The organism is Maribacter sp. 4G9, from assembly GCF_002742265.1.
Taxonomy (GTDB): Bacteria; Bacteroidota; Bacteroidia; order Flavobacteriales; family Flavobacteriaceae; genus Maribacter.
Genome location: NZ_MDGL01000190.1, coordinates 15,891 through 39,150 on the forward strand (window position 1 = coordinate 15,891; position 23,260 = coordinate 39,150).

The 23,260-nt window shown below is 40.1% G+C and carries 17 protein-coding genes and 1 other RNA gene; 11 read left to right on the top strand and 7 right to left on the bottom strand.

What is annotated here, in order from left to right; all coding sequences use genetic code 11:
- The first annotated feature begins 37 nt into the window (after positions 1–37).
- Positions 38–787 (top strand): polyphosphate--glucose phosphotransferase, encoded by a 750-nt coding sequence (gene ppgK / locus BFP75_RS20115; RefSeq protein ID WP_099547118.1) that lies wholly within the window; start codon positions 38–40, stop codon positions 785–787.
- 24 nt (positions 788–811) lie between these two features.
- On the opposite strand, the gene BFP75_RS20120 is transcribed toward ppgK, so the two are convergent.
- The 3 genes from BFP75_RS20120 to BFP75_RS20130 form a co-directional block, all read right to left on the bottom strand.
- Entirely contained in the window at positions 812–1,600 is a 789-nt protein-coding gene (locus BFP75_RS20120; protein ID WP_099547119.1) for an SDR family NAD(P)-dependent oxidoreductase, read from the bottom strand.
- A gap of 280 nt (positions 1,601–1,880) precedes the next feature.
- Positions 1,881–3,680 carry a translational GTPase TypA gene (typA, locus tag BFP75_RS20125; RefSeq protein WP_099547120.1) on the bottom strand — a complete coding sequence of 600 codons (1,800 nt, stop codon included), beginning with the start codon at positions 3,678–3,680 and terminating at the stop codon, positions 1,881–1,883.
- A gap of 103 nt (positions 3,681–3,783) precedes the next feature.
- A complete protein-coding gene (locus BFP75_RS20130) occupies positions 3,784–6,183 on the bottom strand; it encodes a TonB-dependent receptor domain-containing protein (RefSeq protein ID WP_099547121.1) in 2,400 nt (799 codons plus the stop codon).
- A gap of 193 nt (positions 6,184–6,376) precedes the next feature.
- On the opposite strand from BFP75_RS20130, the gene BFP75_RS20135 reads away from it, so the two are divergent.
- The 3 genes from BFP75_RS20135 (at position 6,377) to BFP75_RS20145 (ending at position 8,867) form a co-directional block, all read left to right on the top strand.
- A complete protein-coding gene (locus BFP75_RS20135; RefSeq protein WP_099547122.1) occupies positions 6,377–6,967 on the top strand; it encodes a hypothetical protein in 591 nt (196 codons plus the stop codon).
- 19 nt (positions 6,968–6,986) lie between these two features.
- The gene (locus BFP75_RS20140) at positions 6,987–8,057 is read left to right on the top strand and encodes a sensor histidine kinase (RefSeq protein ID WP_099547134.1); all 1,071 of its coding nucleotides are present in this window, start codon (positions 6,987–6,989) and stop codon (positions 8,055–8,057) included.
- 87 nt (positions 8,058–8,144) lie between these two features.
- Positions 8,145–8,867, top strand: coding sequence for a LytR/AlgR family response regulator transcription factor (locus tag BFP75_RS20145; protein ID WP_099547123.1), 723 nt, complete (start codon positions 8,145–8,147; stop codon positions 8,865–8,867).
- Here BFP75_RS20145 and BFP75_RS20150 read toward each other — a convergent pair.
- Positions 8,864–9,445, bottom strand: coding sequence for a hypothetical protein (locus BFP75_RS20150; protein ID WP_206073587.1), 582 nt, complete (start codon positions 9,443–9,445; stop codon positions 8,864–8,866). The genes BFP75_RS20145 and BFP75_RS20150 overlap by 4 nt on opposite strands.
- A gap of 78 nt (positions 9,446–9,523) precedes the next feature.
- Between BFP75_RS20150 and kdsA the strand changes: the two genes are divergently transcribed.
- Complete coding sequence (gene kdsA / locus BFP75_RS20155; protein WP_099547124.1) at positions 9,524–10,342, top strand: 3-deoxy-8-phosphooctulonate synthase; 819 nt, start codon at positions 9,524–9,526, stop codon at positions 10,340–10,342.
- Here kdsA and BFP75_RS20160 read toward each other — a convergent pair.
- Positions 10,339–10,719 carry a DUF1801 domain-containing protein gene (locus BFP75_RS20160; protein ID WP_099547125.1) on the bottom strand — a complete coding sequence of 127 codons (381 nt, stop codon included), beginning with the start codon at positions 10,717–10,719 and terminating at the stop codon, positions 10,339–10,341. The two genes, kdsA and BFP75_RS20160, sit on opposite strands and share 4 nt — an antisense overlap.
- Before the next feature lie 240 nt (positions 10,720–10,959).
- Here BFP75_RS20160 and BFP75_RS20165 point away from each other — a divergent pair, with 240 nt between their 5' ends.
- From BFP75_RS20165 to BFP75_RS20180, 4 genes are all read left to right on the top strand, one after another.
- A complete protein-coding gene (locus tag BFP75_RS20165; protein WP_099547126.1) occupies positions 10,960–13,716 on the top strand; it encodes an FG-GAP-like repeat-containing protein in 2,757 nt (918 codons plus the stop codon).
- A 28-nt stretch (positions 13,717–13,744) separates the two neighbouring features.
- Positions 13,745–14,770, top strand: a complete 1,026-nt coding sequence (locus BFP75_RS20170) for a hypothetical protein (protein ID WP_099547127.1) — start codon at positions 13,745–13,747, stop codon at positions 14,768–14,770.
- A gap of 229 nt (positions 14,771–14,999) precedes the next feature.
- A complete protein-coding gene (locus BFP75_RS20175; RefSeq protein ID WP_099547128.1) occupies positions 15,000–16,166 on the top strand; it encodes a serine hydrolase domain-containing protein in 1,167 nt (388 codons plus the stop codon).
- 74 nt (positions 16,167–16,240) lie between these two features.
- On the top strand, positions 16,241–17,356 hold the full coding sequence (locus BFP75_RS20180) for an Sb-PDE family phosphodiesterase (RefSeq protein ID WP_099547129.1): 1,116 nt from the start codon (positions 16,241–16,243) through the stop codon (positions 17,354–17,356).
- Here the strand turns inward: BFP75_RS20180 and BFP75_RS20185 are convergent.
- Positions 17,330–18,664 (bottom strand): sensor histidine kinase, encoded by a 1,335-nt coding sequence (locus BFP75_RS20185; RefSeq protein WP_099547130.1) that lies wholly within the window; start codon positions 18,662–18,664, stop codon positions 17,330–17,332. The two genes, BFP75_RS20180 and BFP75_RS20185, sit on opposite strands and share 27 nt — an antisense overlap.
- A 308-nt stretch (positions 18,665–18,972) precedes the next feature.
- Positions 18,973–20,181: an NAD(P)-dependent oxidoreductase gene (locus BFP75_RS20190; protein WP_099547131.1), complete on the bottom strand. Its 1,209-nt coding sequence runs from the start codon at positions 20,179–20,181 to the stop codon at positions 18,973–18,975.
- 341 nt (positions 20,182–20,522) lie between these two features.
- Between BFP75_RS20190 and ssrA the strand changes: the two genes are divergently transcribed.
- Positions 20,523–20,922, top strand: a transfer-messenger RNA (tmRNA) gene (gene ssrA / locus BFP75_RS20195).
- Between the two features lie 318 nt (positions 20,923–21,240).
- Positions 21,241–22,401 carry a site-specific integrase gene (locus BFP75_RS20200; RefSeq protein ID WP_317044547.1) on the top strand — a complete coding sequence of 387 codons (1,161 nt, stop codon included), beginning with the start codon at positions 21,241–21,243 and terminating at the stop codon, positions 22,399–22,401.
- Positions 22,402–23,260: the final 859 nt, after the last annotated feature.

Here is a 23,260-nt window from a genome sequence, read left to right on the forward strand (position 1 = left end):
TTTTTTGTTTCTTTGTAATCTCTTTTAAATTTTCGACATGACTTTACTTGGTATTGATGTAGGCGGCTCTGGAATAAAAGGTGCATTGGTAGACGCTGAAAGTGGTGAAATGCTGACCGAAAGGTTTCGTATTCCCACACCCAAACCAAGAACGCCAGAAGCCATGGCCAATGTCATTGCCGCAATTGTAAAACATTTTGACTACAATGGCAAGGTAGGCTGCGGATTTCCAACCATCATCAAAAAAGGTGTCTGTAAGTCCCCTGGGAACTTGGACCCGAGCTGGTTAGGTGTTAATGTTGAAGAGCTATTGGAGAAAAAAACCGGATTGGATTTTACGGTTATCAATGACGCCGACGCTGCCGGTTACGCCACCATGAACTATGGCGTTGGACGGGGAAAAGAAGGCTTGGTGGTCATGATTACCATTGGTACTGGCCTAGGAAGCGGGGCCTTCTTCAATGGACAATTGATTCCCAATTTTGAGCTTGGCCAAATACCTTACAAAAAATATAAAAAGATTGAACTTTGGGCGGCCGGTAGTGCCAAGGACAGGGAGGGTCTATCCTATAAAAAATGGGGAAAGCGTTTCAATACCTTTTTGGAATATGTAGAACTAATTATCTCCCCTGACCTTATTATTCTAGGTGGCGGAGCCTCAAAGGATTTTAAGGAATTCAAGAAGAAAATAAAAATCGAGACGCCTGTTATACCAGCGCAACTGGAAAATCATGCAGGAATCATCGGTGCGGCCGTGGCAAGCTTGCACAAAGCTCCCAAGGTTTAGGAAAGCTGCTTTTGGTAATGTAAACTACAAAGCTTTGTGCCCCTCGCTCGATGCCTTAAATTGCTCGTAGGTTTCGGCCACTTTCGCATCAAACTTTTTAGGATCCATAAAATTCATCTCAGTATCCTTTACGCGCCCATCACCACCAAAAATTACTTGTAGTTCCTTCTTGAGCATGGCCTCAATGGATTTTTTGGCCACAAGCTGAGGGGAATCCATTTCCCTTCCCTCGAACTTCAGCATCATATCCGTGGCCGTGGCCGTGGGAAAAGAACAGGTTACGGAAACGTTATATGGAGCCAATTCTCTTCGCATGGAGTCCGAAAATTGTTTTATGGCCGCCTTGGTACTTCCATAAACAGCATAAAAAGGCATTCCAACAAGACCTAGGCCAGATGAAATATTAAGGATGGCACCATCCTCGGATGACTTTAATAAAGGCACGCAGTATTTTGTCAATAACAATATTGCGGTAAGGTTAACGGCCACTTGGTCGTAAATTTCTTCATCGGGCAGTTCTTCCAGAGGTCCCGCCGAAACGATACCTGCATTGTTGATCAATATATCCAAATACCCCCATTTATCCTCGATACGTGCTGCGGCTTCCCTAAGAATGTCAATATTGGCAACATCACCGGCAATTCGGAGAAACTTCACTTCAGGGTTTGCTTCGGATATTTCCTTAAGACTTTTTTTATCCCTGGCAATTATGGCAATATGGGATGCGCCACCATCAATAAGTTCCTGTACCATACATCTACCTATACCCCTTGTACCACCCGTAATGAGTATCCTCTTTCCTTTTAATTGCATGTTGATCCTTTATGAGTTTTATCAGTTAGTTTGAGCCAAATATGGACATCAAATTAGAAAAAAAAACTAGGTGGGCTTAAAGAAACTTAGGCTTAAGGAAATTATTACGAAAACGTTATTTATTGCTTGGATTGGATTCGGGAATACAAAAAAACCTATTAAAAAATTACCAGTTTGGCAAACGCGGTTTCGCTAAAAAATCGACTTTTTAAGATAGAAACATGGGGATTTCCCAAAACGTACAAGAAATAAAAAGGCCCTGAAAAATCAGGGCCCGGTTTTATGCTATTTTGTTACGCTTTCGGTCGTTTTCCGTAAGGTAGATCTTCCTCAGCCTTAGATGCTTTGGGGTAACCTCAACGTACTCGTCCTTTTGAATGTATTCCAAAGCTTCCTCCAAAGAGAATTTAATGGCCGGTACTATCCTGGCCTTATCATCGGCACCTGAAGAACGCACGTTTGAGAGTTTCTTGGTCTTGGTAATATTTACCGTCATATCTTCCCCACGTGAGTTTTCACCAATAACCTGTCCTTCATAGATATCCTCACCCGGATCCACAAAAAATTTACCACGTTCCTGTAATTTATCAATGGAATATGGAATGGCCTTGCCCGTTTCCATAGAAACCAAGGAGCCATTTTGACGTTGGGGAATATCGCCTTTCATGGGTTGGTATTCCAAAAATCGGTGTGCCATGATCGCTTCTCCTGCCGTTGCCGTAAGCAATTGATTTCTTAGTCCGATGATTCCCCTGGACGGGATTTGAAACTCACAGATCATTCGGTCGCCTTTCGCCTCCATACTGGTCATTTCGCCTTTTCGGATAGAAACCATTTCCACTGCCCTTCCAGAAACTTCCTCTGGCAAATCTATGGTCAAATGCTCAATTGGCTCACATTTTACCCCATCAATTTCCTTTATGATTACCTGAGGTTGACCTATTTGTAGCTCGTAGCCTTCCCTTCTCATGGTCTCGATCAAAACCGATAAGTGAAGTACACCACGACCAAAGACTAAAAATTTATCGGCACTATCGGTCTCGTTTACCCTAAGTGCCAAGTTTTTCTCCAATTCACGCTCCAAACGTTCCTTGATATGTCTGGATGTTACAAACTTACCATCCTTTCCAAAAAACGGGCTATCGTTAATGGTGAACAACATACTCATAGTAGGCTCATCAATAGCGATGGTCTTCATTCCTTCCGGATTCTCAAAATCGGCTACGGTATCCCCTATTTCAAAACCTTCAACACCCACCAAGGCGCAAATATCGCCCGCTTCAACGGAAGTGACCTTTTTGCGGCCCAAACCTTCAAAGGTAAAAAGCTCCTTTATTCTGGACTTTACTATGTTACCATTTCTTTTGACCAAAGAAATGGGTTGGCCTTCGCTTAGAGTACCACGCTGTAATCTACCTATAGCGATTCTTCCTGTAAACGAAGAGAAATCCAAGGACGTAATCAACATCTGGGTATTTCCTTCCTTGGGTTCGAACAAAGGAATATGTTCGATGACCATATCCAATAAAGGTTCTATATTGTCCGTTTGTTGCTTCCAATCATCGCTCATCCAATTGTGCTTGGCCGAACCGTAAACGGTAGGGAAATCCAACTGCCATTCCTCCGCTCCCAATTCGTACATCAAATCAAAGACTTTTTCATGTACCTCTTCCGGTGTACAGTTTTCCTTATCCACCTTATTGATGACCACACATGGCTTTAGACCAAGATTTATGGCCTTTTGAAGTACAAAGCGGGTCTGTGGCATGGGACCCTCGAAAGCATCTACCAATAACAATACACCATCGGCCATATTCAATACCCGTTCTACCTCCCCACCAAAATCCGCGTGACCCGGAGTATCGATAATATTTATTTTAGTATCCTTGTAAACCACAGAAACGTTTTTGGAAGTAATCGTAATACCTCGTTCGCGTTCCAAATCGTTATTATCCAGGATCAAATCCCCGGTATTTTCGTTTTCACGGAACAAACTGCAGTGATACATGATTTTGTCTACCAAAGTGGTTTTACCGTGGTCAACGTGTGCGATGATCGCAATATTTTTTGTATTGGACATAAGGCCTTATTTTAAGCGCGCAAAGATAGTCTTAATTTCCTTAGATCCAGCCAAACAAATGTTATTTTTATCTTATTGATTTTGAAGGCTTCAACTTTATATACTAACTCCCAATCCTATCTTTTTCATCCTCTAATCCGGTCTTCCTATTTCGAGCTTTTTTAATCTCATTACGACCAAAATCATAGGCTATGCTAAAAGCTACCTGCCTACTATCACTACCGCCACTACCATCAATAAATAAGTCCCCAAATTGTGTAGTTCCACGCCAGGGAACCGTATACAGAATATCATTAAAGGCCAATCTTGCCGTGAGTTTATCGTTAAAATATCTTTTTTGGAAAGCCACGTTTAAAGAGCCCAAGGCACGGGTCCGGTACGTACCGCCCCAAACACTAGGCGAACTGTACCATCCGGAAACTTCCAACGTATAATCTTTGGGCAGATTAAAAGTGTTCTGGGCATAAAGACTTAATGTCTCTTGTTTTACGGGCAGGAACTCCGGGCTGTTGGCCTTGTAGTTGCTCACGTAGGCATTCAAGCTAAAATAAAGGTTCCACCACTCTTTTAGTTGTTTGGGATATGAGATCCCAAAATTTACGATTTCCTGATCGGCAACGTTTCTGGTCGTGAGAAAGTTGCGACTATCTCCTTCCGCTACGGTCACCTGGGCAAAAAAGTCCGAAACGTAACTATAGCTTAAAGAGGTCGTTAAACGATATTTATAGGTATACGCTAACTTAACATTATCCGTATACTGTGGCTGTAGAAAAGGATTTCCTTTGCTGAATGAAAGTTCATCAATTACATATTCGAAAGGATTTAAGGATTGATAGTTAGGCCGTTGTATACGCTTGCTATAGATAAGTGCGAATTGATTTTTTTGGTTCAGTTGATAGGTCAATCCCCCGGAAGGGAAGAAATTGGTATAATTGCGCTCCACCCTACTATCCTCATTTTGTTGATTGCTTACCAGATACCCGTCTGAAATCGTATTCTCTGCCCGCAGCCCCATCTGCAGGTTCCATTTTTCCCATTTATAATTATAATTGATGTAGGCGGCATTTATTTTTTCAGTGTAATCGAATTGGTTGCTTTGCATGGTGTTCAAAACAAATGCTCCGTTTATCCGATTGAAAAAATCAAAAGTGTTATCCGTATTTACATAGGAAAACTTAAAACCCAAACCTAATTTTCCTTTAAACAAATCCTGCTCATAATCTGCCTTGAACGTGATAATGCCAATGTCAATAGGCGTATTTTGGCTTGTTGCATTCTCCCGAATGATTTGCGTTTCATCCCCATTAAAATAAACGTTGGGCTGTAGTGCCGTACGTTCACTATTGTAAGTCCCATAGTCAAAATCCAAATTCAGTGTACGGCCAAGCGTATCCGCATATTTATAGTTCAAATTGGCGTTGATATTATAAGAGGTATTGGAGGTGCTATTATTGGAAACCAATACACTGTCATTTTCAATGTTTTCCACTGGCCGAATGGGTGTTCGGGAATTGTTATTTCCAAATCCATTGTTGAAATTTCCATTAAAAATAGCCCCTACCATACTCTTTTCGGTTGCATAAAAATCATAACCTATTTTAATGTTATTGCTATTTTGATCATAAATACTGTTCGTACGGGCATTAAACTGTGTTCCGGATTGGGTTCTAAATAGATTTAAAAAATTACTACTTTTTCCAAATCTATTGCTGTAGGCCCCATAAAGGTTTCCTCTTTTTCCTCTCGAATTAAAATTGATACTTGAGTTGTATCGGGCAAAATCCCCAACAGTAATTCCAGTAGTCAAGGAACCGTTGGTCCCTAAACTTTTATCTTTTTTGAGCTTTATATTGATGATACCTGCATTACCCGCCGCATCGTATTTGGAGGAAGGTTGCGTGATAATTTCTATCGCCTCAATATCTGTGTATTGAAGGCTTTCAAAAAAGTTGGTTAAATCCTGACCTTGTAAAACCGAAGGCCTGTTGTCAATAAAAATCTGCACCCCAGCTTTGCCTTCCACAATGATACCACCATTATTGTCCACGACTATGCCCGGTGCCTTCCTTAATAATTCAAAAGCACTGGTTCCTGTCGCATTGATGGTGTTCTCCACGTTGAAAACGGTTTTATCGGCCAATACCTGTACCATAGGTTTTTCGGCAACAACCGTAACCTCGTCTAAATTTTCCGTAGCTGCTTTCAAAGTAATGACGCCTAACTCCATAGAAGCATCATTAAGTACGATTCTCTTATTATAATCAGCAAAACCAATATTGGAAATGTTGAGAATGTACGTTCCATTGGATGCACTCTTGATTTCGAAAAGACCCTGCTCATTTGTAATAACGGCCTTTACCAGGCTTGAATCTTGCAGTTGATTTAAAGTAACCGCCGCATAGGGAACAACATCTTGCTCCTGTGAAAGTACTTTTCCAGAAATGGATTGTGCATGTGCAAATCCAAAAGTTGCTAATAGAATAAGAGTGAAAAAAAATCGCATGATTGTTCGTTTTTTGATTTGATTCCAAAATTCATGCTTTGATTCCCTCAGTGAAAGTAAAAACTGATGAATAGGCCCATGTAGCGTTAAATAGTCCTTGGGCAATTCACCTGCGTATAGGACAACTCGTCTGAAAGTCCTTTGTAGAATGATACTACAGCTCTACTTTTAGCTTATAACAAAAATTGAAACTATGAAAATTGTAACCATACTATTAACCCTCTTGCTCAGTCAATTTATGACAGGGCAGGATTACTTTGCGGTTGTGGTCAAAAATGAGAACACCACGTACAATTATCCTGAAAGTGTTGAATTCACGTTGATAGATGAAAGCGGTAGCCAACAAATTTTAGGAAAAGATGCGGCCTTGACCCTAGAAGGCAATTATACTCTATCCATAAAAACCCCTTGGAAATCAGCCCCGGAAATCATTAAAAGCGATGGTGGAAAACTGGAAATTTTCATATTGCCCATGGAGCGCCGCAACTGGACACAAAATTTTGAAAACGGTTCTCAAACTGTTTGGCACAATAAACATGAAAAGAAGCCCGGATTGGAGCGAAAAGAAATCATGCTTTCGAAGGCAAATCCAAAAAGTTATAATCTTCTAGCAGTTTTCAACAACGGGTTAGTATTCAAATATGAGGATGGAGTGGTAAGGGCTTGGCTAAATAGTAAAGAAATTGAGGTTACAAATCATTATCTTGTACAAACACCGGAAGGTCTTCTAAAAGCCAGTTTTGACCCAGTAGATGGTGAGTTTTGGTATGTTTTCGATATCTAATGAATCAGATAAATCAAAAATGAACGAGAAAAATACGACTACATTTTATAATATTAAAGGAAAGGAAATATTGGCGATTTTTCTTTTCTATTTCTTTTTTGCATGGTTATACCGTATTGTCCTATGGTACAATGGCATGTGGTATAAAGAGGAGGGAATTTGGGGATGGACCAATTTAAGGGGATTTTGGTTTGGCTCAGGACAACAATATACTTTTCTCCTACTTGCGTCTGTTATCATCTGGTTCTTTGGATATTATCTATTACGTAATAAATCCAGAAAATGGCAAATTTTGACCGTTATCCTTTTGCTGCCTATTATGACTTTTTTGTCAAGAGAAATTAGATATATGATCGTTGATGCCATGGGGATGAATCGGCTACAAGGTTCGGGTGCTATTTGGGATTGGTATATTCCATTATTATTTCTGTTTATTCAATTTGGTTGTTTTTTCGCCTATCGTTATTTCAGGGAGAACGAACGAAAAATAAAATTGGAAGGAGAGTTAAGGCAAGCAGCTTTAAAAAGTGAACTTGCTGCCATAAAAGCTCAATTGAACCCACACTTTCTTTACAATGTATTTAATACCATAAATGCCTCGCTACCTCCTGAGAACGAAAAGACAAGGAATATGGTGGCACAATTGAGCGATTTGTTCCGGTACCAGTTGCAAGCATCGCAATCAGAATTGGTTTCCTTAAAAGAGGAACTGGAATTTGTAAAAAAATATCTAGAGCTTGAAAAAGCCAGGTTCGAAGATCGATTACGAATTGATATCAATGTACCCGAAAATCTTTTGGATGAAATGGTGCCACCTATGCTTTTACAACCTTTAGTAGAAAACTCGGTTAAACATGGTCTATCCAGTTTGTTGGATGGCGGAACCATATCGATCAACATAAAAAAAATCGATGGCAAATTAATGTTCGAGATTTGCGATACAGGGGTTGGAATAAAGGAAAAGAAAGCAGTATTTGATAAAGGTATCGGGCTTACCAATACCCGGTTACGTCTTCAGAAAATGTATAATTCCCAATTGGAACTTCTTGACAATCAACCACAGGGTCTAAAAATTAGATTTTCTTTATAAAATCAGGTAACTAAAAAAGATACAATGTTCTAGAAGAGATAATGACAAATTACATCTGTCCGATAAAGAACAATTAACAATAAGCAGATGAAAAAAGTATTGATTGCGGATGACGAAAAAGCGGGACGCCAATTGATTAAGGAATATTTACAAGACTTTCCAGATTTGATACTGATTGCGGAGGTTAATAATGGTGTAGATGCGGTAAGGGAAATTAATGAGTTTCGACCGGATTTGGTCTCTCTGGACATTCAAATGCCTGGATTTACTGGTTTTGAAGTGCTTACGCGTCTAGAAGAAATTCCAACTATTATTTTTTCGACCGCCTATGATAAATATGCCCTACAGGCTTTTGAAGTTCATGCCATAGATTATCTGCTAAAACCTTATACCAAAGAGCGTTTCAAAAAAGCAATTGAAAAACTGAATCAGACCACGGAAAAAGTGGGTTCGCTCACCCAATCTTTGTTAATGGATAAAACAGAATATCCAGAAAGGGTATTGGTTGAAAAAAAGGATAAACTTATTACTATAGCCGTAGGCGATATTATCTGGATTGAAGCGTTCGGCGACTATTCAAAATTGCACACGGCTTTGGATATATTGGTAAGTAATTATGGAATTTCAGCTTTGGAGGAAAAATTGAATCCAAAATCTTTTCTTCGGGTACATAGATCTTCACTCATAAACCTAAACAAAGTAAAAGAATTGCATAAATATGGTAAATCCTACGATATCACCATGGAAAACAATGAAATAGTGAGGGTCAGTAGAGGTTATTTGGAAGCTATCAAAAAAATAATGCTTTAATCAAAAGTCGGCTTTCCGGATTTACGTTTGGTAGCCACCCAGCCAAAAGTAAAGCCAATTAAGGGTCCGTATCCACTTTGTATACCATCACCACGATAATAACCTGCTCCCAATTCTGCATTGAAATTAAATCCTTTTTGAAAGGTTCGCTGTATACCGTATACCATTCCATAAAAACCAACATTAAAATCATCTGGCCCAATGATATTGGTTGTTAATCTTGCTTGCGAAAAAAAGATGGCTTGTGCGGCAGCGATGTAATTTCCAGAATTTCCTGATACATTTTTATCCTTATTTATTCTTCTTTGAAAATTATGATAGTACCTATATCTGTTATTCAAGGCCAACCCAAATACATAACCAGGTTCATAAGCAGCCATACCTAAACCTAAGGAAGTAGAAATACTTTGATTTCTAAACAATCCTAATTCATAACTGATTCCTGGACTAAACAAATCAAACTTAAATTGATGACGCTCCAGATTTACGATTCCAAAACCTTTTTCGGTTATCCCCTCACGCTGGGCAAAGGAAGCGATAGCGGTAAAAAGAAATAAGATTAAGATTGATTTTCTCATGATGCTTTTGGTCAATGTTGCGACTAAAAATAAAAACAATACTATTGAATAATACTATCTTTATGAAAAATTTATTAGATGGATTTGACCAAGATTACCCAAATAAAACATACTGATAGTAATAACTTTTTTTTGCTTTCGGGCCCATGTGCCATTGAAGGCGAGGATATGGCGTTGCGAATTGCGGAACACATCGTGTCGCTTTCAGAGCAATTGAAAATACCCTATGTTTTCAAGGGAAGTTTTAAAAAAGCAAATCGAAGTCGGTTAGACTCATTCACGGGGATTGGGGATGAAAAAGCCTTGAAAATCCTTAGGAAAGTTTCCGAAACCTTTAAGATTCCCACAATCACCGATATCCATACAGAACAGGACGCTGCCATGGCTGCGGAATATGTGGATGTTTTGCAAATTCCCGCCTTTTTGGCGAGGCAGACCGATTTGGTCGTAGCAGCAGCGGAAACCGGAAAGACAGTAAATATAAAAAAGGGGCAATTCATGAGCCCTGAAAGTATGAAGCATGCCGTAAACAAGGTCACAGAAACGGGCAACGAACAAGCCATCATTACCGATCGTGGTACCATGTTTGGCTATCAGGATATGATCGTGGACTTTAGGGGCGTCCCTACCATGAGGCAATATGCGCCTGTTGTATTGGACGTTACCCATTCGCTTCAACAGCCCAATCAATCTTCTGGTGTTACGGGCGGCAGGCCGGCTTTAATAGGCACCATGGCACGTGCAGGAATCGCGGCAGGGGTTGACGGACTTTTTATTGAAACACACTTTGATACCGCAAATGCCAAAAGTGACGGTGCCAATATGTTGGACCTTAAATTAATGAAAAAGTTGTTGACGGATTTGGTGGCTTTACGAAAAGTGGTAAACACCTTTTAGTTCAAATCCTCCCTTTTATAAAAGCCTTTACTTTTAAGGGTTTCGGCTTCCAGTAGCACTTCCGCCAAAAGGGTGTCATCGATTTCTTCCAAGGTCGAATATCGAAGGGATTTGACCACCTTTCTTTTTTCGGAAACCATTTTGTCCAAATTTTTTGTAAGGTGGGCCGAGTTCCAAAAACCAACATCCACAAACCCTTTTTTAAGGGACACGTTCAAATAGCAAATAGGGGATTTATCGATATAAAAACAAGGAATGCGCCATTTATACTTCATTGAAACATTAGGTATGGCATTTTCTATAACAGTTTTAACATGTAATAAAATGCTGCGAAATGGCTCAGGCTGGTTTAGAATATAGTTTTCGGCCGGGTTCATACCTTAGTAAATTTTGGAATTTACGATTTCTTTTTTAAGGAAAGTAACTCTGTCAAGTCGTAAGACTTAGAATTTATTTAGTTAACAAGAATTATACTACAATTTTTTAATTATTGAAAAATTTCTACAGCGGTTTGACAATCTAAATCTCATCATAGACTAGTACTTTGGCTATATTCACAACAATTATTTAAATCCAACTTCTAATTTATTGATTTTTATAATCTTACTAAAAGTGAAATGTACTCTAGACGCAGAAATATTAGTTTACCATTAAAAGAATTTGTACTTACTATTTTTCTCTTTGCTCTATTATTTACAATTCCCCTTAGTGTAATTTCCCAAACCACCTTTACCGAAAGTGTCGTAAGTTACAATTTGAATATAGGGTTTTCAAAGGATGGAGGACACGCTTGGGCAGATTTTGATCTAGATGGTGATCAAGACGTATTGGTTCTTATCAATCATAATTCTCAAAAAGCTAGATTGATGCGCAATAACGGCAATGCAACTTTTACAAATGTACAAACTAGTCTCGCTCCAGGAATTTTAAATGAAAGAGCAGAAAGACAAGCAGCCTGGGGAGATTTGAACAACGATGGTCGTCCTGATTTTATGATTACTTCCCACGGTAATTCTGGTGGAAACCCATCCCCGCCCGCAATACAAATATTTCTTCAAAATGCTTCGGGTACCTTTGGTGATGGTATAGGCGGTACAGCGCCAATTACAGTGGGCAGAAATGGACATACCATAAATATAAACCCCATAAATGCTGAAGGCGCAGGATTTTTCGACTTTGAGGGCGATGGAGATCTTGACATTTTTTTTGATAGCCATAATTATGGTATTGAACTACTAAGAAACAATTATATAGACCATACCACGAGTACAGTAATAAATCCATCTGCTTCAGCTTTATTTACCCATATTACTACTGGTAATGGAAATGGCGTAGTCAATTTTGGTTTAAACCAATTTGCTACTGACGGTGATTTTGGAACGGCAGCAGATTCCGATGATGACGGTTGGGTAGATATTTTCATGAGGAAAAGAGATGAAAATGACTTTTTCTTAAACCAAGGAGGAACCTTTAGTAATGGATCGGACGTTGCACAAGCTGCCAATGGCAATAAGGGAGGAAACGGACTTTGGGATTTGGATAATGATGGCGACTTGGATGCGGTTTGGACGGAAAACGGTTTTACGCAGATTTATAGAAATGATGGTAGTGGAATTTGGACCGCATTAGGTACGGCAGTCTTTCCTGGTTTGCCACAACCAAACAATGCAAACAATGGAAGTTCTTCAAACAGGATTGATGCCCTCGCTGGTGGAGATATTGATAATGATGGTGATATTGATATTTTATTGGTAGGCCAAAACAGAAGTTACTTATACTTAAATCAATTAAATAGCCCAACCCCAGCACCAGGGGTTATCGGCAGTGGAAGCGCAATGAGTTTTGCTTTGGATTCAGAAACATTTAATTCTAATGATGGCGAAGGTACTACTATGATTGATGTTGATGATGATGGCGATTTGGATATTTATATGAACATAAATGGTTCTGGAAATCAACTATGGATCAATAATCTTCCAATGGCCAATAGAAACAATCATTTAATGGTAAATGTTGTTGAGGATAGAGGCTCAAATGGCGATACTGGTGGGTTTCCCGGAAGAACAGCTTTAGGAACCAACGTACTTATCCGAGATTGTAGCGGAAATATTATAAGTGGTCTCCGTCAAGTAAATGGTGTTTATGGTCATGGGACACAACAACCAGAAACCGTACATTTTGGTCTTCCCTTGGGCGAAAATGAAACCTACATCATTGAAGTCCGATACCCCAACTTCAATGACCCGGAAGATGGAATCACTAGGTTGATTGCTACTGGCATTGCCCAACCATCAACAATTGCAGGAACCAATCATTATAATTTAACCACAACTGATACTGAAACCATTCAAAATATAAATGCGCCTGAGGCGGCAGATGATTTGGTTACCATACCTTACGGAAATAGCGTTTCAATTCAGATAAACTTATTTACAAACGATAAAGAGCCTGATGGCGAAAATTTTTATTTAGAAAGTATTACGCAGCCCGCAGTAGGTTCAGTTGTGATTGATGATGCAAATAATGGATTAGTAACCTATACCTATAACAATGCTTCTCCCTTTCCAGGATCGACGAGTTTTACCTATACCATTGTAGATGAAACATACAGTATTTGTGCTGCACAGGGGAAATCAGACACTGCCACCGTAACAGTTTACGAACCTTGCTCAGACCCAATGGGAACTGACACTGATGGAGATGGTATTAATGATATTTGTGATTACGATGATGATAACGATGGTATTACAGACTTTGATGAACAGATTTGCTCCATTACCAGTCCCGGTGCATTAGGGGTGCCTACCACAGTTTTAGGTGGAACGGCAGTTGATGAAATATATACTGATTTTGGTGGGTATTGGTATTCATCAAATAGCTCCGTAAATCCTACTGAACCGAACCTAAGCCATAATTTATTGGCTTTTGGGTCTGGCGGAAATATTTATAGCACAGGAGTGGTAAATACCAATATGATAGATTCGAATAGTGATGGGAGGTTTGACACCGTTGATACCAATGGCGACGGAAACGGTGATGTGGCTGCTACAGGTATGAAATGGCGGGCATTTCGTCCAAACAGTACGATTACTAATAAAGTTGCATTGGAGGCCTCCTTCAATGATGGCAATTTAGGCAATGGTCTTGGGTCAACAGTGGTGGCAAATTTAGGTTCAGACCCTCTAAATCCATTATTGACCAATGGTGCTCGAGGTTTAGATCTAGGAACTGGTATTGCTAACGTTTCTGATTCATGGTTTTTCAATATTTCAACCATCGACTTAGTCTCGGTTGGTGATGGTTTACCTGACATTCTTATAACCCAAGTGGCACAAATATCCTCAACCGTCGACCACAACGTAGCTTTTTTTTGATGCTGCGGGAAATCCTGTTGGGAATGAAGTGAGGGTAACTTCATTTGGTGGAGGTGAACTTTACAACATAATTGGTTCTCAGAGATATGATGTTTATCAGACAAATGGTAACGCATGGCAGATTAACACGAGCAAGAATATCCGAATGGCGACTTTGGAACTTTCAGAATTTGGATTGAACGCTACAAATATAGGATCAGTTAGCTTAATGCGCCTGACCATGAACAATAGTGCAGATACAGCCTTCTTGGCATATAATGAAGATTCTTTTGGTGAATTTTGTACAGATCTGGATACCGATGGGGATGGCGTAGTCGATCGCCTGGATTTGGATAGTGACAATGATGGTATTTATGATGTTGTGGAGGCGGGCCACACTCTTACATACACCAATGGCAGGCTTACCGGCTCGGTAGGTTCCGACGGAATTGATGATACCTTACAAGGCAACCCAAACAACCAAACAACCAATTACATTATTACGGATACCAATAGCGATGGCACCCCTGATTTTCAAAACTTAGATAGTGATGGCGATGGCTGCGAAGATGTTTCTGAGGCTGGTTTCACTGATGAGAATATTGATGGATATTTAGGTGACAATCCAATAGTGGTCGACTCTAATGGCTTAGTAACTTCTGGTACTGATGGCTATACTGAACCGGCCGATGTTGATACGAGTGGCGAATATGATTTTAAAGAGCAAGGAATTGCACCAAGTATAACAACCGAACCTTCCAATAGAAACATTTGTCCAGGGTGTACCGGTACTTTTTCTACTATAACAGCAGATGCCGATACGTTCCAATGGCAATATTATAGTGGTACCAACTGGATTGACCTTATGGAAGGAGGGTTATACAGCGGAACAGATAGCCAAACGTTAAATATCAGCAATCCCACAGCTGCAGAAGACGGCAATCAATATCGATTATTGGTTTCAAATTCGACGTATTCCTGTATATTACTGACTTCCAATGTAGTCACGTTAAACGTTCGGGTCAATACCATAATTACCAATCGGAGAATTACTTATAGAGTAAACCGCAATTGACCAATTCCCAACCAACTATGCGATTGTTGTCTGACATTTGCGATATTTTATCGTCATTCAATGTTATAGAAGGGTAAAGTCCAAAGTTTTACTTTATTGTTTTACTTGGTTTTATGAATAACAGCAATGTGGGAAAGTACTACTTCCCTTAATTTACTTGGTGATTCTTTAATATCGTTTATGAATTAGCTTTTATTAGTATCTTTAAAGATGTTTGAAACTGAGTATTATGAAGAAAATACTTCTTTTCGCCTTCTTTTTTCTAATAATATTTTCATGTGATCAAGAGAGCATTGATGCTACTAATGAGTCCTTGGCGCCTGAAGTAAACTTACCTTCAACCCCTGTTGAAGAGCAAACTGAAGAACCAAAAGAGCAGCCTTCAACCCAAGTAAATCTTAATGGTATTACAGCTGATTTTGAAAGGTTCATGTCACAATACAATTTTCGCGGTGCCCAAATGGCCATTATCCGTAATGAAAAATTGGTATACCTAAATGCTTTTGGGGTTTCGGATGTTGAGAAGAATTCACCAGTTTCCAATTCCACTTTGTTTAGAATTGCAAGTATATCAAAACCCATTACCCTTTTGGCAATCTCGAAATTAGTGCTCGATGGAAAACTCAGCTTGGATGAGCGTGTTTTCGGGGCCAATTCAATCTTAGGAAACACTTACGGCAACCTTCCCTTTGAAAACAACGAGCTTCAGATTACCGTGGACCACTTAGTGGAACATACAGCTGGTTTTGCTAACGAACCTACCGACATAATGTTCGAGCAAGTCGATTCAAATTTTAATGTTCTAGCAGATAGGGTATTGGATGAGCGCTCATTGACCTTTGAGCCCGGTCTTCGATTTCAATACTCCAATTTTGGGTATGCCTTATTGGGCAAAATCATTGAGGCCAAAAGTGGCCAAAGCTATAAAGACTATGTTAAAGGGAACATTTTGGAGCCCAATTTAATCCATGAGGTATATATGGGAAAAAACACTGTTGAAGACAAACTACCTGATGAAACCATATACTATTCTTCCTGGGCTTCTCCTTACAGCATGAATATTGAACGATTAGACGCGGCCGGAGGATGGGTCTCTAATGCAAAATCCTTGGCCTTGCTTGCCGTAAAATCTGATGGAAGATTCAGTGTCAACAATATATTACCGGCAGGGAATGGAGTAAGTTACCTTTCAAGAAGTAGCTGGACACACAACGGCGCGTTACCTGGAACCTTAGCAGTTTTGCGGGTTGGTCATCCATTTTCTTATGTTGTACTTGTAAATGGTGGGGAAGCAAATTTTGCCACAGTTTTGGATGCAATCCACACATTTATGAACAATATGATCGAGCGTCAGGATGCTTGGCCTAACACCGATTTATTCGAGCCTAGCCGATAGACATTAAGGAATTAACTTTTTAATAATCTTTTAGATACCAGCAAAAATACGAGAAGTGCTATTTTTAAAACATTATGAAACACATCAACTACCTCCTATTATTTCTTTTTCCTATTTTGCTTTTGGCCCAAGAACATTCACACCGGAGTTCAAGACCCTTGACGTTTCCAGATATTCCGGGTTACAAAACCATTAAGTCCGATTTACATATACATACCGTATTTTCTGATGGTAATGTTTGGCCGAACATCCGGGTACAGGAAGCCCTTCGGGATAATTTGGATTTGATTTCACTTACGGAACACTTGGAATATCAGCCACATAAGGAAGATATCCCGCATCCGGACAGAAACCGTTCGTACGAAATCGCATTAAAGGAAGCTCAGGACCATGACTTGCTAATAGTACATGGCTCAGAGATTACCAGAAGTGCTCCCATGGGCCATAACAACGCCGTTTTTATCAAAGATGCCAATCCAATTCTTCAAGAACAAGCGGAAAAAGCTTTTACGGAAGCCAGTAAACAAGGAGCCTATGTTTTTTGGAACCACCCCGCATGGTACGCCCAAAGTCCAAAAGGCACTCCTATCATGAGTGATTTTCAAAAAACATTGGTAGAGAAAGGACAATTGCACGGCATTGAAGTCATCAATAGTATGGATTATGCAGAGGAGTCCCTAGCCCTGGCCTTGGAATACAACCTTACGATTATGGGTACCAGTGATGTGCACGGCCTTATCGATTGGGACTATACCGAAAAGGGAAACCACCGGCCGATTACCTTGGTTTTTGCAAAAGAAAAAACACTGCCCTCCATTAAGGAAGCCCTTTTTGCAGGCAGGACCGTGGCGGTTTACAATGATCTTCTAGTAGGAAAGGAGGCCTATCTCGTACCATTGATTCAAAAAAGCATCCAGGTAAATTCGCTGAAATATATCGACGACACCCAGGTATTGGAAGTGGTGTTGGAGAACCTGAGCAGTAGCGACCTTATTTTTGAAAATGCCATGACATTCTCCTTTTATAGCAAACCCGCCATTTTTACCATCAAAGCCGGAACATCTGAAACATTGCGCATCAAAACCTTGGAAAATTTGGGACAGTTACAACTAGAATTGAAGGCCTTGGGTGCCTACGTGGCACCTAGAACGAATCCCGTTATTTCATGGGACCTCAGAGTAGGCCAATGATTCTTTCTGGGGTTTTTTGTTTCCGAAATTGAATAGCACATCTTCCTTTAAAAAGGAGAAGAAAAACGTGGTTCCCTTACCCGCCTCGCTTTCCAACCAGATTTCGCCGCCATTTTTAGCCAAAATCTTTTTCACGACAGCTAGTCCAATACCACTGGAGTCCTTACGTTTGTCCTCCTCCAGTTTTTGGAACAATTTAAAAATACGGTCAAAGTGTTCCTTGGCTATGCCCATACCGTTGTCCTGAACATAAAAGGTAAAACGGTCCACTTCATCCATGACACCTACATTTATATAAGCTATAGGTTTGTCATTATATTTTATGGCATTCTGAATCAAATTTTGAAAAACCTGTAGCATTTGGGTGCGATCTACCAATAAACGAGGCAGCGAACTATCCTTTTCTATAATTACCTTATCAGAATTATTGGCCCTTATAAGTCCATCTACCACTTCGTTTAAATCCAAAAGAGCTGTCACCGTCTTTTTTTCAATACCCAGGGAGTATTTAAGAATCCCATCCACAAGCATATCCATTTGGGCCACTTGATCCATTAAAAGTTGTAGGTTGACCTTGCCCTGTTCCAATCTGCCATCATTCATATCTTCCAAAATCCAGGTACCCAAGGAGTGTACGTTACGCAATGGACTCTTTATATCATGGGAGACAACATAAGCAAATTCTTCCAGCTCCCTATTTTTGACGGATAATTCCCTGGCTCTTCTTTCCAAGGCCTTGGTACGTTGTTTTACCATTGTTTCCAAATCCATATTTTGCTTGCGCAATTTATATTTATACCTGATAAAACCGTTCTGGATAAACATTGAAAAAACGAAAATGGTGGCAAGGGACAACAGCACGGCCCCTTTATCGGAAAAGGAAACATTGGACAATCCCAATTTTAGGAACAAATGGATGAAGGAGGAAAAGGTATAAAGTATGATCCATATTCTGTGGGTCAACAAGAGAATGCCCCCAAAAAGAACCACATAGGTACCCAACAGGTAGGATAGATGAAATTGGTTCAGGGCAGAGGTAATTATCAAGTAATTGGCAAATATAGTAAGGGCAGCGAATACAATATACCCATAATACTTTCGGCACCAAGAATTAAGGAAAAAGGGAGCGAGACCCACTACCAAGAAGAAAAGGCTTAATGCCTCTGGGGCCCAATCCAGTTCTATACGGTCCGGATCAAAATAGCCAATGGCCATACTGTACAGATAAAGACCCGGTGAAATAAGTAAGAGAACGGGACGCGAACTTCTTAACTCAAAGTCGTCCATAGCACCAATGATTCGAAACATATCATTTCATTTTGTATGGTGAAATTACAATCTCCTTTCCCCTTCATTAGGATCGGTAATTCCAATGGGAATGGATGTTTCGGTGAATAGCGGTTTACTGTAGGTGGGTGGTAGCTTTCAGTAGGCCTATTTTAAAATGATCCATTCCTGTAAACCGATTTATTAGGGGTTTTGACGAAAATGAAACTTCTTTCGTCTTAAACAAACACATTTCAAGGTAAGCAAGTAGTCAAGATTGCTTGGCTACAAACAACATTTTAAAATTGAATGACCAATCTAAAGCTGCTCATTTAAAAATAGAACTGTGGCTACATTGCTGAATTTGACACGTAGTCCCATAGATATCCATATCTAGCGGTCAATTTCCCATCTTGCGTCATCCTTGCCCGTTGCAGGATACCGTCCTTATCCCCATTGAAAAAGGCTGGGATAACATTCTTAACAAAGGCTTCGCCAAAGCCTTCACTGGCATCGCGGGGTAATTCGCACGGCAGATTGTCCACGGCCATAACGGCAATGGCATTTGGATTTTTATAATCGGTTTCACTTTCTGTTTCTGGATCATAACCGTAAATAGGGTCTGCAATCGTTGAAGCCCTAATGGTCGATGCTACGGGTCCATCAATATCACAACTGACATCCGCCACAACCCTGATCTTAAAATCTGGATGTTTGGCGTCATCCCTCGTGTATAGATAGGGTGCCCCCTGCCCGTAAAAATGCCCGGCAATGTAGAAATCGGTCACCTTTGCAAATCTGAAAAAATTCGATTTGTATTCTTCCGGATGGGAAAAGAAATCCGCCTTATTACCGCGAACCCCATCTTTACGTTTATTGTATTCCCCAGCGTCGATCTGACAATAGACTGGTTCGTTAAATGTATCTTCCAAATATTCAGCAACGGTCACTCTTCTCAGTCCCATACCATTCAAAATTTCCCGGGAACCGTTGCCAACCCTGCCCCTGCCCGTTAGCAATATTTTTATATTGGGCAGTTTGATGTTCTTCAATTCACGAATCAATGCTTGCTGGTCAGGAAGGGCATTGGCCTTGGGCAACCCGAACAAATCATATTTTAGACCATAGGCCCTGAATCCGTTATAGGCCCCTACAATACCGGCATATCGGCCAAAGGCTACCAAACGTTGCTCGCTGGTATTGGATATGAGCTCATGATCATAGAGCTCAATGTTCCTTTCCAAAATGGCCCGTAACAGATTTCTATTATAAGGCTGTTTTTTTATGGTATGCGAAAAGAAAAAGTATTTCTTATTTGGAATAAGCGCATCGATGGGAACTTCCTTGACCCCTAAAAGGACATCGCAGTCTTGCATGGAGTCCTGCACTGGTAAACCCAATTGCCTATAGGCATCGTCGTCAAACGCTCTAATGGGCGAAGGTTCCACAATTATCTGTGCTTTTGGAAAACCCGCTACGACTTTTTGGCAGGCTCCTGGAGGCAAAACTACCCTACGATCAGGGGGGTTCTTGCGTTCTCTAATGATTCCGAACTTCATACAGCTTTTGGTATAAATATTGCATAAATGTAATGGGATTTGTAGCGGTTAGCAAACTTTTGTTAGCTTTGCTCCCCCGCGTTAGGGATAGAGGCGATATCCTTTTTCTGTCATTTCGAGCTCAGTCGAGAAACAGAAAAAGATAAAGCCGATAGCCTGACCCTTTGAAGTTTCACGAAAAGGGAAACGCCCAACTCGGTACCGTAATACGTACCGTTGTAGTTCTTTGAAAAAAAAGTGAGAGTTTGGATTAGACCCTTCGGCAGAGTTTATGCTGAGTATGGACGAAGTACTCAGGGCATAATTCAATTACGTAAATCATAGATTTACTATTTCATTATGGGGCCGACTGGTTTTGACAGCGAGACCAATGGCAATGTAAGCATGCCGAGCGCTGGGGTACAGCTCGTTAATATCATACTTCACACTTTTAATTGGCGAAAATAATTACGCTCTTGCCGCATAATCCGAATTATAGTAGGATATGCCTCGTCCCTACAAGGTAGGGAAGCGAGATGTTCCTGAATAGCCCTTGTTGACGGCGATTCATTTAGGAGCACCAGAAAAGTCAACACAAGGGTATCCGCTCGCTTTGGCGGTGCCTCTAAAACCTAAAGAAGATAAGTGTACATTAGGCGGTTTCTGGTCAGGTGTACATCGAAAACCAAACAGATACTAAGCATGTAGAAAGCACTGACGTTGCTTGTTTGGACGAGGGTTCGAATCCCTCCGGCTCCACTAAAACAGTACCAAAACGATTCAAAAACTCCTTAATCTTATGATTATCAGGGGTTTTTATTTTTTTCATACACAAATGAATCGTTTTGAAACTGAATTTTAGGTGACCTATTCGGTGAGCATTTCGCATACCCAAAAAGTGCTCACCGAATGGCACGTAATTAACTGATATAATGTTAATTAACTTTCACATTTTTTCCATTTTCCTTACCTTTAAAATCAACCAATTCGGTGAGCAAAATGAACCCTTCTTTCACTCAGCTGTTTTACTTAAAAAGTCGAAATCGAAACAAATCGGTGAAAGTCCCGATATACTAACGATTGACGGTAAATGGCAAGCGAAGCGAATTGAGCATTTCACGTAAAATCGAGCCTGAAAAATGGCATGCCCGATTGGGAAAAATGAAAGGCTCGGACGCGAAGGCTGTGCAGTTGAACCAATATTTGGACACCGTTCGAAGTAAAATAAATCGCATTCACCAACGCTTTATTGATGAGGAAAAACCCTTTACGGCCTTGGACATAAAAAGTGCCTATGTTGATAACGGAGACAAGCTTAAAATGTTGGTAGTGCTTTTTGAAGAACACAATGCTGAAATGGAAAAGCTGATCGGAAAGGATTTTGCTTTGGGCACTTGGAAACGTTACAATACCACTAAGAAACATGTTCAAGAATATGTCAAAAGTGAATATAGACGTTCTGATATTCCTGTCCGAGATGTGAACCTCAAGTTCATCAAGGGGTTCGAATATTTTCTGAAGGTGACCAAGAATTGTAATCATAACTCCGCGTTAAAATATATCAACAACTTCAAGAAAATAATTCGATTGGCAGTTGCCCATGAATGGATTTCTAAAGACCCATTTTACAATTATAAAGTACAATTCAAAACAGTCGAACGGGAATACCTTACCAAACAGGAATTGGAGTCAATAGTCAATCTGGAAATCCGAATGCCCCGCCTCGATATCGTACGGGATATGTTTGTCTTTTGTTGCTTTACCGGTCTGGCCTATATCGATGTAAAAAAGTTGACACCCAATAATATCGTACCGCATATTGATGGCAGTCAATGGATTCAAAGTGCGCGGCAAAAGACGCGCTCGAAATTGGGGATTCCCCTCCTCCCATCTGCCATGGAAATTTTGGAAAAGTATGAAGACCACCCCAAAGTACAAAATGGGGAGTGTGTCATTCCAGTGTTAAGCAACCAGAAATCCAATGCCTACCTCAAGGAAATCGCCGACCGCTGCGGTATAACCAAAAACCTGACTACCCATCTGGCCCGACATACGTTTGCGACTACGGTGACACTTTCCAATGGGATGCCTATCGAAACGGTAGGTAAGCTTCTAGGTCATAAAAATTTACGAACTACGCAGCACTATGCAAAAATCGTGAATAAGAAGGTAAGCGAGGATATGGCGATCCTCAAAGAGAAGCTATCACATGTTGCACTGGTAAGAAAATCTTCGCACTAACTTTTTTATAGCAGAAAAACGAGATTTTATAACTCCCAAATCTTACCATAATTTAACCTGCGCCGGATCCTGTTTCGATTTTATAGTGTTCCGGCAGATAAGCGTCAAGTAAAATCGAAATAGGGCGCACTTGCTTTGGCGGATACTTATTATGACCTTCGATTAAGTCCAATAGTTTTGTAAATTACAACTTTAGGATTAACCTAAAAATGTACGTGAAAAATCTTCTTCAAAAACATCCCTCGAAATGAATTTGACGCAAATTTTTGCCATTTTATAGGGGTTCCCAGGCCATTTGACGCAAATTTGCTTTCCTTACTTAACGATAAAATTTATTAGTGTACTGAATATCAAGTACATATAAAACGTAACACCGCGTTAGCGTGTTACCCTCTTGCTCTACTTTTTCCTTCTTCCCCTAAAACGATTAGAATCATGCTAAATACTAGACCCATAAATGAATAGGAGGCTTCTATTTTGAACAAATCAAATTTGGTATAAAAACAACCGTTTTGACAGATTGGCCTAGTAGTACAATTTTGGGACTACACTAGTACAATAATGGAACATGCTGGTACACTTATGAAACGCCACTGTCCCAAAAATGGACTTGTTACCTATTATATAAAACATTCTAAACATATTAAATATATCTCTAGAAAAAATAAAGAAAGATGTAACTAATCAGTGCTGATAAAGTTGTCAATTCATTTGGATCCTACGAAAGATTATCGGATCTTTCGGTTATCGAAAAGGATAAGTTCATATCGGAGTTATTGGTTCGTTTGGAGAATCTTGAGCGTGCGAACCGTCGTTTGGCCGACCGTGTTGTTGAACTTGAGGGACTTTTGGTCAAGTA

Bases quoted from the DNA above. Each gene is read 5' to 3' on its own strand.
- ppgK (WP_099547118.1), top strand. From the start codon at position 38: ATGACTTTACTTGGTATTGATGTAGGCGGCTCTGGAATAAAAGGTGCA.
- BFP75_RS20120 (WP_099547119.1), bottom strand. From the start codon at position 1,600: ATGCAATTAAAAGGAAAGAGGATACTCATTACGGGTGGTACAAGGGGT.
- typA (WP_099547120.1), bottom strand. From the start codon at position 3,680: ATGTCCAATACAAAAAATATTGCGATCATCGCACACGTTGACCACGGT.
- BFP75_RS20130 (WP_099547121.1), bottom strand. From the start codon at position 6,183: ATGCGATTTTTTTTCACTCTTATTCTATTAGCAACTTTTGGATTTGCA.
- BFP75_RS20135 (WP_099547122.1), top strand. From the start codon at position 6,377: ATGAAAATTGTAACCATACTATTAACCCTCTTGCTCAGTCAATTTATG.
- BFP75_RS20140 (WP_099547134.1), top strand. From the start codon at position 6,987: ATGAACGAGAAAAATACGACTACATTTTATAATATTAAAGGAAAGGAA.
- BFP75_RS20145 (WP_099547123.1), top strand. From the start codon at position 8,145: ATGAAAAAAGTATTGATTGCGGATGACGAAAAAGCGGGACGCCAATTG.
- BFP75_RS20150 (WP_206073587.1), bottom strand. From the start codon at position 9,445: ATGAGAAAATCAATCTTAATCTTATTTCTTTTTACCGCTATCGCTTCC.
- kdsA (WP_099547124.1), top strand. From the start codon at position 9,524: ATGGATTTGACCAAGATTACCCAAATAAAACATACTGATAGTAATAAC.
- BFP75_RS20160 (WP_099547125.1), bottom strand. From the start codon at position 10,719: ATGAACCCGGCCGAAAACTATATTCTAAACCAGCCTGAGCCATTTCGC.
- BFP75_RS20165 (WP_099547126.1), top strand. From the start codon at position 10,960: ATGTACTCTAGACGCAGAAATATTAGTTTACCATTAAAAGAATTTGTA.
- BFP75_RS20175 (WP_099547128.1), top strand. From the start codon at position 15,000: ATGAAGAAAATACTTCTTTTCGCCTTCTTTTTTCTAATAATATTTTCA.
- BFP75_RS20180 (WP_099547129.1), top strand. From the start codon at position 16,241: ATGAAACACATCAACTACCTCCTATTATTTCTTTTTCCTATTTTGCTT.
- BFP75_RS20185 (WP_099547130.1), bottom strand. From the start codon at position 18,664: ATGTTTCGAATCATTGGTGCTATGGACGACTTTGAGTTAAGAAGTTCG.
- BFP75_RS20190 (WP_099547131.1), bottom strand. From the start codon at position 20,181: ATGAAGTTCGGAATCATTAGAGAACGCAAGAACCCCCCTGATCGTAGG.